The 17,016-nt window shown below is 63.4% G+C and carries 17 protein-coding genes; 6 read left to right on the top strand and 11 right to left on the bottom strand.

Going from position 1 to position 17,016, the window contains the following annotated elements:
• Position 1: 1 nt before the first annotated feature.
• The 3 genes from WDS16_RS00395 to purL are packed head-to-tail and all read right to left on the bottom strand — an operon-like array spanning position 2 to position 4,708.
• Positions 2 to 589, bottom strand: coding sequence for a CPBP family intramembrane glutamic endopeptidase (locus tag WDS16_RS00395; protein ID WP_338889662.1), 588 nt, complete (start codon positions 587 to 589; stop codon positions 2 to 4).
• Positions 586 to 2,412 (bottom strand): alpha/beta hydrolase, encoded by a 1,827-nt coding sequence (locus WDS16_RS00390; RefSeq protein ID WP_338889661.1) that lies wholly within the window; start codon positions 2,410 to 2,412, stop codon positions 586 to 588. Before WDS16_RS00390 ends, WDS16_RS00395 begins: the two co-directional genes overlap by 4 nt.
• A gap of 4 nt (positions 2,413 to 2,416) precedes the next feature.
• Positions 2,417 to 4,708: a phosphoribosylformylglycinamidine synthase subunit PurL gene (gene purL / locus WDS16_RS00385; protein WP_338889659.1), complete on the bottom strand. Its 2,292-nt coding sequence runs from the start codon at positions 4,706 to 4,708 to the stop codon at positions 2,417 to 2,419.
• A gap of 92 nt (positions 4,709 to 4,800) precedes the next feature.
• On the opposite strand from purL, the gene WDS16_RS00380 reads away from it, so the two are divergent.
• Both WDS16_RS00380 and WDS16_RS00375 read left to right on the top strand, forming a co-directional pair.
• A complete protein-coding gene (locus tag WDS16_RS00380; RefSeq protein ID WP_338889657.1) occupies positions 4,801 to 5,574 on the top strand; it encodes a nucleoside phosphorylase in 774 nt (257 codons plus the stop codon).
• 121 nt (positions 5,575 to 5,695) lie between these two features.
• Positions 5,696 to 6,760 carry an IS630 family transposase gene (locus WDS16_RS00375; protein ID WP_338885902.1) on the top strand — a complete coding sequence of 355 codons (1,065 nt, stop codon included), beginning with the start codon at positions 5,696 to 5,698 and terminating at the stop codon, positions 6,758 to 6,760.
• Here WDS16_RS00375 and WDS16_RS00370 read toward each other — a convergent pair whose 3' ends face one another.
• Positions 6,761 to 8,038, bottom strand: coding sequence for a M18 family aminopeptidase (locus WDS16_RS00370; protein WP_338889656.1), 1,278 nt, complete (start codon positions 8,036 to 8,038; stop codon positions 6,761 to 6,763).
• Between the two features lie 67 nt (positions 8,039 to 8,105).
• On the opposite strand from WDS16_RS00370, the gene WDS16_RS00365 reads away from it, so the two are divergent.
• A complete protein-coding gene (locus tag WDS16_RS00365) occupies positions 8,106 to 9,002 on the top strand; it encodes a hypothetical protein (protein WP_338889654.1) in 897 nt (298 codons plus the stop codon).
• Between the two features lie 3 nt (positions 9,003 to 9,005).
• Here the strand turns inward: WDS16_RS00365 and WDS16_RS00360 are convergent, their stop codons facing one another.
• Genes WDS16_RS00360 through purS form a run of 3 tightly spaced genes read right to left on the bottom strand, consistent with a single transcriptional unit; the run spans position 9,006 to position 10,297 of the window.
• Complete coding sequence (locus tag WDS16_RS00360) at positions 9,006 to 9,356, bottom strand: VOC family protein (RefSeq protein WP_338889652.1); 351 nt, start codon at positions 9,354 to 9,356, stop codon at positions 9,006 to 9,008.
• A 30-nt stretch (positions 9,357 to 9,386) separates the two neighbouring features.
• Positions 9,387 to 10,064, bottom strand: a complete 678-nt coding sequence (purQ, locus tag WDS16_RS00355; protein WP_338889651.1) for a phosphoribosylformylglycinamidine synthase subunit PurQ — start codon at positions 10,062 to 10,064, stop codon at positions 9,387 to 9,389.
• Complete coding sequence (gene purS, locus WDS16_RS00350; protein WP_338889650.1) at positions 10,061 to 10,297, bottom strand: phosphoribosylformylglycinamidine synthase subunit PurS; 237 nt, start codon at positions 10,295 to 10,297, stop codon at positions 10,061 to 10,063. The genes purQ and purS overlap by 4 nt, the downstream gene beginning before the upstream one ends.
• Positions 10,298 to 10,385: 88 nt before the next feature.
• On the opposite strand from purS, the gene WDS16_RS00345 reads away from it, so the two are divergent.
• On the top strand, positions 10,386 to 11,030 hold the full coding sequence (locus tag WDS16_RS00345; protein ID WP_338889649.1) for an MBL fold metallo-hydrolase: 645 nt from the start codon (positions 10,386 to 10,388) through the stop codon (positions 11,028 to 11,030).
• Here WDS16_RS00345 and WDS16_RS00340 read toward each other — a convergent pair.
• The 4 genes from WDS16_RS00340 to WDS16_RS00325 form a co-directional block, all read right to left on the bottom strand.
• Positions 11,027 to 11,668, bottom strand: coding sequence for an LppP/LprE family lipoprotein (locus WDS16_RS00340; protein WP_338889648.1), 642 nt, complete (start codon positions 11,666 to 11,668; stop codon positions 11,027 to 11,029). The two genes, WDS16_RS00345 and WDS16_RS00340, sit on opposite strands and share 4 nt — an antisense overlap.
• Positions 11,669 to 11,856: 188 nt before the next feature.
• The gene (locus WDS16_RS00335; RefSeq protein WP_338889647.1) at positions 11,857 to 12,555 is read right to left on the bottom strand and encodes a DUF2334 domain-containing protein; all 699 of its coding nucleotides are present in this window, start codon (positions 12,553 to 12,555) and stop codon (positions 11,857 to 11,859) included.
• Positions 12,556 to 12,610: 55 nt separating this feature from the next.
• Positions 12,611 to 13,117 carry a glutathione peroxidase gene (locus tag WDS16_RS00330; protein WP_338889646.1) on the bottom strand — a complete coding sequence of 169 codons (507 nt, stop codon included), beginning with the start codon at positions 13,115 to 13,117 and terminating at the stop codon, positions 12,611 to 12,613.
• Positions 13,118 to 13,252: 135 nt separating this feature from the next.
• Positions 13,253 to 14,638: a cation:dicarboxylate symporter family transporter gene (locus tag WDS16_RS00325; RefSeq protein ID WP_338889645.1), complete on the bottom strand. Its 1,386-nt coding sequence runs from the start codon at positions 14,636 to 14,638 to the stop codon at positions 13,253 to 13,255.
• Between the two features lie 190 nt (positions 14,639 to 14,828).
• On the opposite strand from WDS16_RS00325, the gene WDS16_RS00320 reads away from it, so the two are divergent.
• Positions 14,829 to 16,316, top strand: a complete 1,488-nt coding sequence (locus tag WDS16_RS00320; protein ID WP_338893636.1) for a sensor histidine kinase — start codon at positions 14,829 to 14,831, stop codon at positions 16,314 to 16,316.
• Positions 16,313 to 16,993 (top strand): response regulator, encoded by a 681-nt coding sequence (locus WDS16_RS00315; protein ID WP_338889643.1) that lies wholly within the window; start codon positions 16,313 to 16,315, stop codon positions 16,991 to 16,993. Before WDS16_RS00320 ends, WDS16_RS00315 begins: the two co-directional genes overlap by 4 nt.
• Positions 16,994 to 17,016 lie beyond the last annotated feature (23 nt).

Genomic DNA, 17,016 nt, shown 5'->3' with positions numbered 1-17,016 from the left:
ATCAGCCTAGGACCAGGGCTGCAGGGCCGGTGCGTCGCGCAGCCAACACTGCACCCGACGCATTCACCGCGTAGTGCAGCAGAGCGGGCGCCAGCACACTGCCGCTTCGCCGACGCAGGCACGAGAACACCCCTCCCGCCAGGGCAGTGCCGACGACCGTCCCGAGCACCGAATCTCCGGCCGCACGAGCCGGGTGAATGTGCCACAGCCCGAAGAAGATCGGCGACAACGTGGGTGCCACCGCATCGAAGACGCTGCGGAACACCAACTCCTCTGCCACTACCGTTCCGACGGGTATCCGCAGCAGCACCCACTCGGCCAGGTCGTCGTCCGACGGTCGAACCCGCTGAGCCAGCGCCGGGACGGACGCGACCACCGCCGATCCCACGACGGGCACCGCCGCGGCGCCGAGACCCCACGCCAGACCGCTTCTCCAGTTTTTCAGGCCGAGAGGTGCTCGGGTGACAGCGACGAGCGATACCCCGAAAGCTGCGTTCACGACTGCGCGACTGCGGTCGGAAAGCGCCAGATGAGGGACGACAGCACCGCTCCACGCCGTCGTCACTGCACCGAGCACGAGGGCTTTCACTTCTCCGGGCCGTCCCGGCCCGCGTACTCGTCCATGACGGCGCGAACCTTCTCGGTGTCCTCGTCCGTCCAACCTTCCGGTGCGGCGATCGCGACCCATCCGTCGAGCACGAGCGTTCCGTAATTGTGGCCGTGCCCGTCGGGGACTCCCGCGGCGTTCGTGAGGTCTGCGGCGACCTGCCAGAACGTGACGATCGGGAACCAGCGCATGTCCGGCAGTCGATCCGGCCCCGGGGCTTCGGACAGCCAGTCGGGACGGGAGAACAGCAGATCGGGCGACCACCAGACCACAGGATCCGACGCGTGTTGCACGTACAGGACTCGCGGACTGAGCCACGGCTCGCCCTCGGGCGGGATGCCCGACGAGTTGTCGGCGAATCGGACGACGAGCCCATCGGCGTAGACGGGCCGCACCTCGGGGCTACCAGGGTCGCGGCGGGTGACGAACTGCCCCCACAGTCGGTTCGCGTTCGGTGGGCCGACCCACAGGACACCGTCGACGCTGTCGCGGATCTCGGCCAGACCGTCGAACGCGCCCTCACCGGACTGAGTGCCGAGGCTTTCGCCGTACACGTACAGGCGCGGACGCGTCTCCTCCGGTTCCTGCAGCCAGCGCGCGCGAACCTTGTCGATGAGCGCCTTTCCGGCTTCTGCTGCTTTTTCGCGCTCCGCGAGGAAAGATATCCAGCTCGGCAAGTACGAGTACTGCGCGGCGACGGTGGCGACGTCTCCGCCGAACATCAGCTCTTCGGCCTCGATCGCGGTCGGGTTGACCCACCCGGTACCGGTCGTGGGAACTACGACCAGGGCTTGTCGTTGGAAGGCGCCGGTTCGTTCGAGTTCTCGCACGACGATGTCGAGTCGCTCATCCTGCGTCCCAGCGGTCTCCAGACCGGAGTAAACACGAATCGGCTCGAGCGCAGGTCTGCCGAGCCCGTCGGAAATTTCCTCGGCACTGAGACCGCTGGCGACGAAGTTGCGTCCCTCGAAACCGAGTGTGTCCCACGGCGCCGAAGATTCTGGACTACCCGAACGTTCGGACCTGGCCGGTTGTTCTACGCCCTCACGAGTTTCGTTGTTCTGCAGGCTGAAAGCCGAGTTGGTGACGTCGGAGACAGCGCGCAGCAGTACGCCCTGAACGAGCGCGATGACGAGCACAAGAACCAGCACGACGCCGATGACGTTGGCGACCTCGCGAGGCATCTTGACGACCCGGTTGATCTGACGGGCCACGAAACGAACCAGATCTCGCAGCACACGCGTCGCCGAGATCGACAGTGCCCCAACAGCAATACTGAGAGCGCCGGTGCGGAAGTATCCAGTAGTGGTGGTGCCTTCGGCGTCCATCAGCTCCGCGAGCTCTCGTTGCCAGCCCGCGGACAGGAAGAGCATGTACAGAGCTGCCAGCGCCGCAATCGGAGGAATGGCGTACTTGATCCGCAGTTCGACCCTCCGCGGCAGCGGCCACCACGACTTGCTCGCCAGGAACCATCGTCGCACCGCCCACCCCACTGCGACGCCGAAGCCGTACCCGATCGCGGCATTGATACCGCCGATCAGCCCCTGAAACAGCCAATCTCGCGGCAGCAACGACGGTGTCAGAGACCAACAGAAGAACAGGGCGCCGAACGCGATACCGGTGAAGTCGAGCTGGAGCAGCCCCCACAGCCACATGACGAAGGGATGCTTGCCGGGAGAGGGTACGGCGAAATCGAGAGCATGACGGTGGTGCGTGTGTTCGTGCTCGACCGTCTCGGTGCCTGCCCGCCGGGCCTTCGGAGCTTCCGATGCCTCCGGGGTCTCCGAAGCCTCTCCCGTGGACACAGACCTACCCGAATAGTCTGGGAAGTGTGCTCTCGAAGGTGTCACGGAGTTCGGTCATCTTGACCGCGAACTGACCCTGTACCTCGATCTCGTCCGAGCCTTCGTCGACGACGCCGATACGCGTCCACGGCAGACCACGGGCGGTGCACATGCCGGTGAAGCGAGTTTCCTCGGTGCGCGGGACAGCCACGAGAACGCGACCGGAAGACTCCGAGAAGAGCGTGACGAACGGGTCCGCACCTTCGGGAAGCAGGATGCGGCAACCGGTTTCGCCGGCCAACGCGGCCTCGACGACGGCTTGCGCCAAGCCACCTTCGGACAGGTCGTGTGCGGCGCTGACGAGGCCGTCGCGTGATCCTGCCAACAGAATATCGGAGAGCAGCTGCTCCCGAGCCAGGTCGACTCTGGGCGGAACTCCCCCGAGGTGATCGTGCTCCACCTGCGCCCAGATGGATCCGTCGAACTCGTCGTGGGTGTCACCGAGCAGAATCAACGTTTCGCCCGGTTCCAGACCAAGGCCCGTCGGAATGCGGCGATGCACGTCGTCGATGACTCCGAGAACGCCGACCACAGGCGTCGGCAGGATGGGCTCGGAACCGGTCTGGTTGTAGAAGCTGACGTTTCCGCCGGTGACCGGGATGCCGAGCGTGACGCAGCCGTCGGCGAGACCGCGTACTGCCTGCTGGAACTGCCACATGACGCCCGGGTCCTCGGGCGATCCGAAGTTGAGGCAGTTGGTGACGGCTTTCGGCGTCGCACCGGTGACGGAGACGTTGCGGAACGCCTCGGCCAACGCGAGCTGGGCGCCCTGGTACGGATCGAGCGCGGTGTAGCGACCGGATGCATCTGTGGCGAGCGCGATTCCGCGGCCAGTCTTCTCGTCGATCCGAATCACTCCGGCATCAGCGTTCTCGGCAAGAACAGTATTCCCGCGGACATAGCGGTCGTACTGTTCGGTGATGAACTTGCGGCTGCACAGCTGCGGCGAGCCGATCATCTTCAGAAGCGTCGCCTTCAGCTCGTCAGCGGTCTCGGGACGCTTCAACGACGCCGTGGTGTTCGCGACGAGCGCGTCCTGAGTCGCCGGACGCTGCACGGGGCGCGAGTAGACCGGGCCGTCGTGCGCCACCGTCTTCGGCGGGACGTCGACGACTGTCTCGCCGTGCCAGGTGATCTCGAGGTTGTCGCCGCCGGTGACCTCGCCGATGACCGTCGCGAGTACATCCCACTTCGCGCAGACGGCCATGAACTTCTCGACGTTGTCGGGCGTCACCACAGCACACATGCGCTCCTGGGATTCGCTCGACAGCACCTCGGCGGGCGTCATACCGGTTGCGCGCATCGGCACCTGCTCGAGCGCGATGTGCATGCCACCACTACCGGCGGACGCGAGTTCGGACGTGGCACAGGACAGGCCTGCGCCACCCAGATCCTGGATCCCGACGACGAGCTTGTTGGCATATAGTTCGAGGCAGGCCTCGATGAGCACCTTCTCGGTAAAGGGGTCCCCCACCTGCACCGCCGGAAGCTTCTTCCTGCCCCCTCCGGTCTCGTCACCGTCGAAAGTCTCCGAGGCCAGGACGGACACGCCGCCGATTCCGTCAAGACCCGTGCGGGCGCCGAACAGAATGATCTTGTTTCCCACGCCCGACGCGAACGCAAGGTGCATGTCCTCGACGCGCATGACGCCTGCACACAGCGCATTGAGCAGCGGGTTGCCGGCGTACGAGGCGTCGAACACCGTCTCGCCGCCGACGTTGGGGAGGCCGAGGGAGTTTCCGTACCCGCCGACTCCCCGCACGATGCCTTCGAGGACACGCCGGGTGTCGGGCGCATCTGCAGCACCGAAACGCAGCTGGTCCATCACGGCGATCGGACGCGCACCCATGGCCATGATGTCGCGAACGATGCCGCCGACACCGGTCGCGGCGCCCTGGTAGGGCTCGACGTACGACGGGTGGTTGTGGCTCTCGACCTTGAACGTGACGGCCCACCCGTCACCGACGTCGACGACGCCCGCGTTTTCACCGATACCCGCGAGCATCGAGGTGCGCATCTCGTCGGTGGTGGTTTCACCGAAGTACTTCAGATGGACCTTCGAGGACTTGTACGAGCAGTGCTCGCTCCACATGACCGAGTACATCGCAAGCTCGGCATCCGTGGGGCGGCGACCGAGGATCTCCCTGATACGGGCGTACTCGTCGTCCTTGAGCCCGAGTTCTCGGTACGGCTGCGCCACATCGGGCGTAGCAGTAGCGATCGAAACGGTGTCGGTCTTTGCTGAGCTAGCGGACACGAGGAGTGGGGTCCCTTCCTGGAGCGAAATGCCAGTGGGAGTCTATCCGTGCAGGGCGACAGGCCCCAAAGTGAGCATGCGAACATACCTGCGTGGACATTGCACTGACGGAGAACGATCTGGCCTTTCCGGGCGTCCTGACGCCTCAAATGGTGGTCAAGGGTGTCGATATCCCCAGCAAGGCCGTCGTGTGCTTCTTTGCCGAAGTGATCGAATCCATAGCCGGTCAGGGTCGGGCACGAGTGCTGTCGATCCTGCGGTCCGAGCACGGTGAACATCCCGTGTACGAGATCGAGCGCGGCGGCGAGCGGCTCGCAGTGTTCCATCCAGGCGTCGGCGCGCCCCTTGCAGCGCTGTTCCTCGAAGAGGCCATCGCGCTCGGATGCTCGGAATTCGTGGCCGTCGGCGGTGCGGGAGCGCTGACCGATCAGCTAGGGATGGGCCACGTCATGGTCGTCGACAGTGCGGTTCGTGACGAGGGCACGTCGTTCCACTACCTGGCGCCGGGACGTGTCGTCGACGCCGACCCGGACGGGGTCACGGTGCTCCAGCAGGTGCTGACCGAGGCCGGAATCGATCACGTTACGGGCCGATCGTGGACGACCGATGCGCTGTACCGCGAAACCCGCAGCCGAGTGTCGCGGCGGGTCGAGGAAGGGTGCCTGACGGTCGACATGGAGGCGTCTGCGTTCTGTGCGGTCGCGAAGTACCGCGGGGTGCGGTTCGCACAGCTGCTGTACGCGGGCGATTCTTTGGCCGCCGACTGGGAGCACCGCGGCTGGACCAAGGCCGGCAGCGTCCGCGAGCAGCTGTTCTGGCTCGCCGCCGATGCGTGCCTGCGGTTGGAGCCCCAGTTGTCGAGCTAGCACGCTTTTTGCCGAGCGTGGACTCCTGCTCGGAAGCTAGCAGGGGTCCATGCTCGGCAAAACTGGTCCTAGTGTCGCGTGTTTGAATTGGTTTGACAGTGTCGGGATGCGAAAATGAGGGATGCGAATCGCACCTCTCGGGTTGATCGACGGCGACAGGGACAAGCTCGAAGCGATCTTGCGGGCACCGACCGCGCCTGCAGGGTTGGCGTTGCGGGCGAGGATCGTGTTGCTCGCCGCCGATGGGGTGTCGAATTCGGAGATCGCACGCAGGTGCGGCGTTTCGCGTCCGACGGTGATCACCTGGCGTGGACGGTACGGCGAACGAGGCATCGACGGCCTGTCGGACCTGCATCGATCGGGCCGGCCGCGGACGCTCGATCACTCGGCGATCGTGACAGCGACGTTGATGCCGCCACCGAAGAAACTCGGTGTCACACATTGGAGTTCGAGGTTGCTAGCCGACCATCTCGGGATAAGTTTCTACGCTGTAGCCAACGCTTGGCGTGAGTACGGTGTGCAGCCGTGGCGGGCGGAGACGTTCAAATATTCCACCGACCCGGAGCTCGTCGCCAAGGTCCACGATGTCGTCGGTCTGTACCTCGATCCACCCGAGAACGCGATCGTATTGTCACTGGACGAAAAGTCCCAGATCCAGGCCCTCGACCGCACCCAACCGATGCTCCCGATGCAGCCCGGTTCGGTCGAGAGGCACACCCACGACTACAAACGACATGGCACCACAACACTGTTCGCAGCACTCGATATCGCCACCGGCAAGGTCACCGCCTCCTGCAAACCGCGCCACCGCAGTACCGAATACCTGGCGTTCCTCAAACAGGTCGCACGGGCCTACCCCAGCCAGGAGCTGCACCTGATCGCCGACAATTACGCCACCCACAAGACCCCCGAAGTCAAAGCCTGGCTAGCCGAGAACCCCCGCATCGCAGTCCATTTCACTCCGACATCAGCGTCGTGGCTCAATCTCGTCGAAGTGTGGTTCGGGGTCATCCAACGTCAAGCACTCGGCCGCGGCGTCTTCACCTCCGTCACCGATCTGACATCGAAAATCCGTGCGTTCATCAACGGCTGGAACACCCGCGCCACACCATTCGTCTGGACCAAAACCCCGGAGGAAATCCTCAAGAAAGCGACCCGTAAAACGACTTCAAACACGAGCCACTAGCTACTCGGCCGGCGCGAGGAAAGCCCCGAGTGCATCGGAGTACGCCGCGACATCCGACGCCCCCATCAGCTCGCGCGAGCTGTGCATCGCCAACTGAGCGGCGCCGACATCGACGGTCGACAATCCCGTGCGTGACGCAGTGATCGGCCCGATCGTCGACCCGCAGGGCAGATCGGCTCGATGGACGTACCTCTGCAACGGCACGTTCGCCTGATCGCAGGCCAGCGCAAAAGCGCCCGCACCGGCCGAATCCGTTGCATACCTGAGGTTCTGATTCACCTTCAGTACCGGTCCGCCGCCCAGTTCGATGCGATGGGCGGGCTCGTGCCGGTCCGGATAATTCGGGTGCGTCGCGTGTGCCATGTCCCCGGATGCGCAGACGGAACCGGCCATGGTTCGCAGGAATTCCTCACGCCCACCGCCGCGTCCGAGAACGATGCGCTCGAGCACCGTGTTCAACAGGTCCGAAAATGCCCCGCGGTCGGACATACTGCCGACTTCCTCGTGATCGAACAGCGCGAGGACAGGTGTCACCGCAGTCGGATTCTGCACTGCTGCAATCAAAGCCTGAGTTCCGGCGTAGCAGGTCCCCTGATTGTCCAGGCGCGGCGCACTGACCAATTCGGATTCGACTCCGACCACCGCGCTCGGAGCGAGATCGTGCGTCATCAATTCCCACCCCAGCACTGCCGACGGGTCGACTCCTTCACGTTCGGCAACGTATCCCAAGAACGACCGGGGCGAATTCCCCACGCCCCACACAGCATTGACGTGGCGCTGCGGATCGAGGGTGACACCTTTGCGGTCCTCGGACAGATGAATCGCCAACTGGGGTACCCGCAGGATCGGTTCGTCGACCTTGACGAGAACCTCACGCAAGCCGTTGCCGTCACGAACGCTCAGTCGACCGGAAACTCCGAGATCGCGATCGAGCCACGAGTTCAGCCATGCACCGCCGTATGGTTCGAGGCCGACCATCTGCCAGCCTGCGGACTCGAGATCTGGATGCTGCTTGACCCGCAAGTTCGGACTGTCGGTATGACCGCCGACGATACGGAACGGTCCAGAGCTTTCGGTGCTCCACGCGACGAGGGATCCGCCGCGGATGAGGTAGTAACGCCCGGCCTCGGTCGGCCACGCGTCGGTTTCGTCGACGCGAACGAATCCCACCTCCTCGAGCTGCACCGACACCGTCCGACACACATGGAACGGCGAGGGTGACACATCGACGAAATTGCACAGACCGGCAGCAGACGCGTTGGACGACATGGGAACCATTGTGTCAGTTGCTGCGTCGAACAGACCAAGGAGCACAGAACCAAGTCCATTGAACTTCGGAGGAACAGTGAAATTCGAATCGTCGTTGGCCGAGCAGGCCTCGTACGCAACAACCGTCGCGTTGATCCGCAGGAAGGTGATCGCCGCGTTCGAACGGCACGGCGTCAAGGTGACGAAGGTCGACGCCATGACCTTGAAGTCCGGCTCCGATGGCTACATGGGACTGGACAACCTGGTCGAACGGTGCCGAAACGCGCAACGCCGACATTGGGACGACATCATCGAAGCGCACGTGAAAATCATGATCGAGTCGCAGAAACTCAGCGATCCGGACTACGTGCTGGGCCTTCCCGACGACGAGTTCTACATGCGCCTCCGTGAGCGCGTCGTGCCCTTGGGCATCCTTCGGGATACCGAAGAGCATCAATACTCTCGGCCGCTGGTGGACACGCAGGATTCACCGAGGCGAGTGCTCAATCTGACGTTTCCAGACCTCGCCTTGACCCTGTCGGATCGATACCTGAAGAACCGAGACATGGAGGCTGCGTGGGCATTCGGCCGCGAGAACACCGGTGCGATGGCATTCGACACATCTGAAGCCATGGTCAAGGACGGCATAGCCATCGAAGTGCAGCGGGGCGACTCGATCTACCTGGCGTCGAAGATTGCCGACATGCCCACCCTCATCGCAAACCATCTGGGAGAGGCACCGTTCGGCGTGCTGTTCGCCATTCCGAACGCGTACGAGATCGACTACTACCGCCCGCGCGATCTCGACGAGATCACGCAGGCGACAGAGCTTTTGGTAGGTCTTGCACAGGCGTTGTCCAAGAACACCCCGAACCCGCTGTCACGAGATGTGTTCTTCTGGAGGGACGGCGAATTCTGCCAAGTGTCCGATCGAGATGAGATCACCCCGAACGGAATCTTCGCAGACACACTCGTCGAACTCGCGGACCGATGAGGGCTAGTGCATACCCGATATACAGAAGACGTTGCCGTCCGGGTCGGCCAGCGTGACCCACCTGAAGTCACCCATGGTGTGCTGTTCTTTTTCCGACGCACCCGCTTCGACGAGCCGAGCGAGTTCGCTGTCCAGATCGGCCGTCGTCAGATCCATATGGATACGGTTCTTGCCGGGCGTCGGATCGTCGGTCTTCTGAAACGCAAGCCGATACGGGGCCCCGGCGAGAGCGACGACGTAGAACCAACCCTCGTTCTCCTCGACGATCTCGCCGCCGGTCTGCTCGGCCCACCACCGCGCGAGCGGGCCGGGGTCCAGGGAATCCATCGTGATCATGCCAAGTGTCAGAGTCATGTCGGCAGACTAGCCCGAGCTACCGACACGTCAGGCGGAGACGATGGCGTCCAATGCCGAGTAGAAGATGCCGAGACCGTCGTCGCTCGGGCCGGTGAGTGGCTCGGTCGCGTGCTCGGGGTGAGGCATGAGTCCCACGACGCGCCCGTTGGCCGAAGAGATGCCGGCGATGTCTCGCTGGGATCCGTTCGGGTTGGTTCCGCTGTAGCGGAAAACCACCCGGCCCTCACCTTCCAGCTCGTCCAGGACATCCTTCGACGCCTGGAAGCGGCCCTCGGCGTTCTTGACCGGGATGAGGATCTCGGCACCGGTTTCATAGCGCGAAGACCACGCGGTTTCGCTGTTCTCGACCTTCAGCCACTGGTCACGGCATACGAAGTGCAATCCTTCGTTGCGAGTCAAGGCACCCGGAAGCAAACCGACCTCACAAAGCACCTGAAATCCGTTGCAGATACCGAGCACAGGCATGCCGCCCTCGGCTGCTTTCACGACCGATTCCATGACGGGAGCAAACCGGGCGATGGCGCCTGCGCGTAGGTAGTCACCGTAGGAGAACCCACCGGGGACGACGATGGCGTCGACGTTCTTCAAGTCGGCGTCGGCATGCCACAAGCTGACAGCCTCGCCGCCTGCGAGGGTGACTGCGCGGGAGGCGTCGACGTCGTCGAGAGTCCCGGGAAAAGTGATGACACCGATGCGTGCACTCATGAGAGGCGGGTTACCTTCCAGTCCTCGATCACCGTATTGGCGAGCAGGGACTCGGCGATCTTCTCGAGTTCGGCGTCGTCGACACTGTCGTCGACCTCGAGCTCGAAGCGCTTGCCCTGACGGACATCGGTCACTCCGGCCACGCCGAGACGTCCGAGCGCACCTGCGATGGCCTGACCCTGAGGGTCGAGAATTTCGGCCTTGGGCATGACGTCGACAACAACACGGGCCACGTGGGAGCTCCTCGAGATATAGGTACCGGCAGGTGGAGAGTCTACGCAGGACCTCGTGCAGGCGCGAAACTGCGCTTACTGTGGAGTCATGCGGCTGACTCACTTCGGACATTCGTGTGTACTCGTCGAACTCAACGGAACGACCGTCCTCTTCGACCCCGGCAATTTTTCGCACGGGTTCGACGGAATCACCGATCTCGACGCCATCCTCATCACTCACCAGCATCCGGATCATGTCGACCTGGAACGACTTCCGGCTCTCCTGGAAGGCAATCCAAGTGCAGCGCTCTATGCCGACCCGATGACGGCGTCGCAGCTGGGTACGCGGTGGACGGCCACTCAGGCGGGCGATGCCTTCTCCGTCGGCGGCATCCAGGTGACGGGCGTCGGCGGCACCCACGCCGTCATCCATCCCGAACTGCCCGTGATCGACAACACTGGCTACCTGCTCGGTACCCCGGAGAATCCCGGTCAGCTCCTGCATCCGGGTGACTCGCTGTTCGTGCCCGAGCAGAAGGTCGACGTTCTCGCGCTGCCTACCGCCGCGCCGTGGTCGAAGCTGTCGGAGACGATCGAGTTTCTCCGCGCCGTGGCACCCCGGACGGCCTTCCCGATCCACCAAGCCGTCGTCGCCGAACAAGCGCGCGGAATCTACTACGGGCGTTTCAAGGACATGGCCGACGAGAACACCGAGTTCCGCACGTTCGACGAGGAAACGAGCGTACAGATCTAGCCGGTGACCTCGGGCGGCAGCACATCGAGCATCATGACCTGCGAACCGTCCCACTGGTAGCGGATTGCCACCGGTCCGCCCTCAGGGGCGGCAAATGCTTCGTCGCGCACGAGCCAGCGATAGTTCACGGTCACGGTGTCCACGGTCTGGCCCACCACCGACGAGAATCTGTACGGCTCGGCCGTCGCCGTACCGAGGTAGACGCCGTCGTGGAAGAACAGATGGTGGTCTGGGGTGCTGGCAGTTGCCCGTTCCGACGTGGCGGAAACCCAGGTGAACGACGCGCACGGGTCGCCCATCGAGTAGGCGACCCACGGCGCATCGTCGAAATACAGCGGCAACGACGCCACTGCATCCGTCACGACGGGAGACTTCAGGGCCAGGCACACCACGGGCGGCCCTGGAAGGGCTTCCGGTTCCGCGGCCGGAACAGTAGGAATCTGAACCTGCGGTGGGAGGGCTGGAACCTGGTCGCTGACGTCGGGTAGCGCTCCGACCGACGGCGCGATCGTCTTGGTGACATTCTGCCGCCCCGGTGCTGCGGACGATTCCGAGACAGCTGTTGCCGTTCCGTTGTCGGACTGCGCGCATGCCACCAGGGAAATCGCACTGAGTCCCACGAGCAGAAGTCGTTTCATGAGCCACCTCGAGTTCGTTGCACGTCTCGAGGGAACATCGTCCGGAACCAATCGGTCTGTTACGGGCATCCCGCCCAGTGGCACGATTGAGCGCATCGGAGTGCACTTAACCGTGCCACTAGCGGCGGAGCCGCGGCCACTAGCGGCGGAGCCGCACCGGCAGAACAGCGGCGGAGCCGAACCTTCGACTAGGCCGCCCGACCGATCTTCCGGACGTGCTCGTACACACCGGGCGTCGCTCCGCTGTACAGCGAGAGATCGACAGCATCGAGAATCGCTTGTCTCGGACCGGAGCGGCCGAGTTGCTTGGCGCTCACGGCCAGTCGGACCAATCCACCGCGACGCGCGGTGCGCCCTGCACCGATCACGAGCGCGCGGCACCACCACGGTTCGGCTTTGAAACCCTCACCGATTCCCAGAACACGCCCTCGCACATGCGAACCCGATTCGAGATCGTGAATTGCAGTCACCCCTGCAATCATTCGGAACCCGGCATCCGGAAGTGCGGACACAGCACCGGGCGAGGCGATCCAGCGAGGCGCTGCGAAAACCCGTGTACGCAAACCGGTCTGCTCCATGACGCGGTCGGCGGCCATCAATCGAAGTCGGGCTTCGTGCCGCGGCAGAGTCGCGAACTCCGCGCGACGACGCTTGGTCGCGGCCTGGTCGTAGCCATGAAGGATGATCGCATCGCCCTGATCCCGACGTCCTCGCAACCAGTCCTGCGTGCTCTCGTCCTGTGTCAGGCGATATTTGTCCTTGAGCCTGGGCGCGACCAGCAGCGAGAGCGCAACGCCACGCTTGTCGAGTTCACGGGCGAACTCTGCCGCGTTCTCGCAGGTGTCGTCCTTGATTCCGCTCACCGACACGATCAGTGCTCCTGACATGAGTCGAGCCTCGCACACCAGGGTGAACGAGGCTCGACGGCAGAATTGATCGCGTCTAAACGGCGATGGTTTCCTTCGGCAGGATCTTGTCGATCGCGGCGAGGACCTCGGGCGCATCCGGTTCCGTGCGAGGGCGGAATCGGTTGGTGACCACACCGTCCGGAGAGATGAGGAACTTCTCGAAGTTCCACTGAATGTCTCCCGCGGTGCCGTCGGCATCCTCGGTCTTGGTGAGTTCGGCGTACAGCGGGTGCTGATTCTCGCCGTTGACGTCGATCTTCTCCATCATCGGGAAGGTGACGCCGTAGGTGGTGGAGCAGAATGTCTCGATCTCCTCCGCGGTGCCCGGCTCCTGTCCACCGAACTGGTTGCAGGGGATGCCGATAACCGACAGGCCCTGCGATGCGTAGTCGGTAGCGAGCTTTTCGAGCGTGGCGTACTGGGGGGTCAAACCGCACTTCGAGGCAACATTGACGACCAGGACCGCCCTGCCTGCATACTCATCGAGCGAGGTGGGCGCACCGCCCAGCGTATTGATGCCGATATTCTGGACTTCAGTCATTTCTTGAACTTACCTGTGAGTACCGACATGTGGTGAGTCGGCATGCGAGAACACAAAAGAGCGACCCTCTTGGTACGAGGATCGCTCTTTTGCTACACACCTGATGACGGGGGGTGCGCGTCACCAGGTGGGGTCCTACGCCTTGACGGCGGTCTTCTCCAGTTCGACGTGCTTGTCGTCTTCGGGAAGGTGGTCGTCGACCATGGTCTCCTCGTCGAAAGGCAGGCCACCGTCGAGCACGGTCTTGACGCGGGAGGCGTCGATCGTCTTGGTCCACGTTCCGATGAGCAGCGTAGCGACAGCGTTGCCGGAGAAGTTCGTGACTGCGCGAGCCTCGGACATGAACCGGTCGATGCCGACGATGAGGCCGACCCCGTCGAGCAGTTCGGGGCGGTGGCTCGACAGGCCACCTGCCAGCGTCGCCAGGCCGGCTCCGGAGACACCCGCCGCGCCCTTGCTGGCGATGATCATGAACAGCAGGAGCGAGAACTGCTCGCCGAGCGAGAGCGGCATGTTCATGGCGTCGGCGATGAAGATCGAGGCCATCGTCAGGTAGATCGCGGTGCCGTCGAGGTTGAACGAGTAGCCGGTCGGGACGACGATTCCGACGGTGGTGCGCTCGACGCCGACGTGTTCCATCTTGGCGATCAGACGCGGCAGTGCGGACTCGGAGGAGCTGGTGGCGACGATGAGCAGGTACTCACGGGCCAGGTACTTGACCAGCTTGAAGATCGAGAAGCCGGAGACGAACTTCAGGATCAGGCCGAGGAAGAAGAAGACGAAGATGAAGCAGGTGATGTAGAACGCCAGCATCAGGGTGCCGAGCTGGATGACGGCGTCGAAGCCGGTCTTACCGACGACACCGGCAATGGCACCGAATGCGCCGATCGGAGCGAGCCACAGGATCATCGTCAGAATGCGGAAGACGAGCTTCTGTACTGCACCGATTCCCTTGAGAATGCCTTCACCCTGCTTGCCCATTGCCTGCAACGCGAACCCGACGAGGATCGCGACGAACAAGGTCTGCAGAACACTGCCCGCGGTCAGCGACGACAACAGGCTCTCCGGAATGATGCCGGCGATGAAGTCCATCGTGCCGCCCGCACCCTCTGCGGTCTTGGCGTACTCCGAGCCACCTCCGGGGACGATGTTCAGACCCTGTCCGGGCTGGATCAGGTTGCCGACGACCATGCCGATGCCGAGGGCGATGGTCGACATGGCGATGAAGTAGGCGAGCGCAAGGCCACCGACCTTGCCGACACTCGCTGCGGCCCGCACCGAACCGATGCCAAGAACGATGGTGCAGAAGATGACCGGGCTGATCATCATCTTGATCAAGCTGACGAACAGGGTACCGAGCACCGCCAAGTCGACCGCGAAATCCTTGGCGGTCAGACCGACGATGACACCGGCGACCACGGCGATGATCACGGCGATGTAGAGCCAGTGGGTCTTGTCGCGCTTCTTCTTGGGTTCGGGAGCCGGGTTCCGGTTCTCGTCAGCAACGATGCTGGTAGTCATGGTTACGTCCTTTGTGACTTATGGAGTGAGTTGGATCACGCCTTGCTAAGGGACGATGTTGGTAGAGATCGTGATGACAGTCACGAATACGTTCATTCTGTTCACACGGCACGTTCACGAAACGAGGCAGCACGTGGCAAGACGACCGACGAGTGTCGCAGGACAGGTCCTGGTCCTGCAGTTGATCGTCATGGCAGTGATCGTCTGCGCCGGCGGCGTGCTGACGATCATCAACGAGAGAACCAACAGCGACGAAGCCACGCGCCGCGAAGTGATCGCTGTAGCAGCAAGTATCGCGAACGAACCGTCGACGCCGATCTCGATTCAATCCGAGAATCCGAGTGCCGTTCTGCAACCGGAGACCGAACGAATCCGAATGATCACGGGCGTCGATTTCATCGTCGTCATGGCGCCGGACCGCACCCGGTTCACGCACACGACCGTCGACCTCATCGGCAAACCGTTCAGCGGCAACATCGACCGCGCGCTGGCGGGCGAGACGTTCACCGAGACGTACGTCGGCTCGCTCGGCCCGTCGATACGGTCGGTTACGCCGGTGACCGATGTGAACGGCGACATCGTCGGACTCGTCTCTGCCGGCGTCACGCGAGACAAGATCAGCGACCAGTTCGTGAAGGGTCTGCCGCTGATCGTCGGCGTCGTCGTCGCGGCCTTCATCGTCGCGGCGATCGGTTCGGTGGCCCTCAGCCGGAGATTGCGCAGGCAGACATTGGGGATGGCGCCGGACGAACTGCGGTCCATGTACGAGCATCACGACGCCGTTCTCCACTCCATCAGCGAGGGCCTGCTCGTGTTCGGAAAGAACGGAACCGCGGAGATCGTCAACGACGAGGCCAGACGCTTGCTCGACCTTCCGGATGGCCCGGTCCGTCGCGCAGATCTTCCGGAATCGTTGCAGCACATGTCTTCCGGTGGCGAACTTCACTTGACGGACACCCGGGTTCTGGTCGTCAATCAAGATCCGGTGATGTGGGAGGGGCGCACGCTCGGGGACGTTCTCACCATTCGCGATCGAACCGAATTACAGGGCATGATCGGCGAACTCGACTCGGTGCGCAGTTTCGCCGAGTCCCTGCGATCGCAGGCACACGAATCGGCGAACCGTCTCCACGCTGTCATCACGATGGTCGAGCTCGGCCGTCCACAGGAAGCCGTGGAGTTCGCGACGGCGGACCTCGAGTTGTCGCAACATCTCATCGACCGGTTGATGGGGTCGGTGAACGAACCTGCGCTTGCCGCGTTGCTGCTCGGCAAGGTGAGCCAGGCGGCCGAGCAAGGCGTCGAACTGACGATCACCGAGGACACCGCCCTCGATCACGCCGGAATAGTGACTCCGCGCGAATTGGTCACGCTGGTCGGCAATCTGATAGATAATGCAATCGATGCGTCGAAGGAGTCCGAACAGCCGTGGGTCGAGGTAACAGTGCGTGACTCGACGTCCGAACTAGTGGTCCGTGTATCGGACAGTGGTCCCGGAATGCCCGCCGAGGTGCTCGAGACCGCGCTGACGCGAGGATATTCGACCAAATCCGGCTCTCGCGGCCTCGGACTCGCGCTTGTCACCCAGGTCGTGGCTCGCTATCGCGGCACGTTGACGTCCGAGGTGACGTACGGGTCCGTGCTGACGGCGAAAATTCCCACGGAGCATACGGCGTGATCCGAGTATTGATCGTCGAGGACGAGCCACTCATCGCCGAAGCGCACCGCACGTACGTCGAGCGCATGCCGGGGTTCACCGTCGTCGGGATGGTCCACACCGGATCCGCGGCGCTCCGAGCGGCAAGCGAGGCCACTGAGCCGATCGACCTCGTGCTTCTCGACATCGGGCTGCCCGACTCCAACGGAATCGACGTCGCCGCCGCGCTCGGCGGGCTACGTCCAAGTCCCGACGTCATCGCCATCACGTCGGAGCGAGATCTGTCGGTGGTGCGATCGGCGGTCGCCCACGGCGTCGTGCTGTACCTGCTGAAGCCGTTCACCTTCGCGGCGTTTCGTGACAAGCTCGAACGCTACAGCGAATTCCATGATGCGTTGCCTGCTGGCGAGAACGCCGCGAGTCAACGTGACATAGACCGAGCAATGTCGCACCTGCGCACCGCGGACGAGCGGTTGTCGACGCCGAAAGGTATTGCGCCGCAAACCATGGACGGGGTCACCGCGATCGTCCGAGATGCACCGGGTGGCCTCAACGCCTCCGAGGCCGCCAAGCTGGTCGGGGTGTCACGAGTGACGGCTTGGCGCTACCTCGAGCGACTCGCCGACGATGGCCTGGTCGTCCGAAACACCGAGTACGGCAAAGCCGGTCGCCCCCAGGTTCGATACGTGTGGAAGTAGGCGCTCCGCGCCCAGTCACCCCA

The sequence above is a fragment of the Rhodococcus sovatensis genome (genome assembly GCF_037327425.1).
In the GTDB taxonomy this organism is placed as follows: domain Bacteria; phylum Actinomycetota; class Actinomycetes; order Mycobacteriales; family Mycobacteriaceae; genus Rhodococcoides; species Rhodococcoides sovatense.
This window is presented reverse-complemented; position numbering and strand designations above follow the sequence as displayed.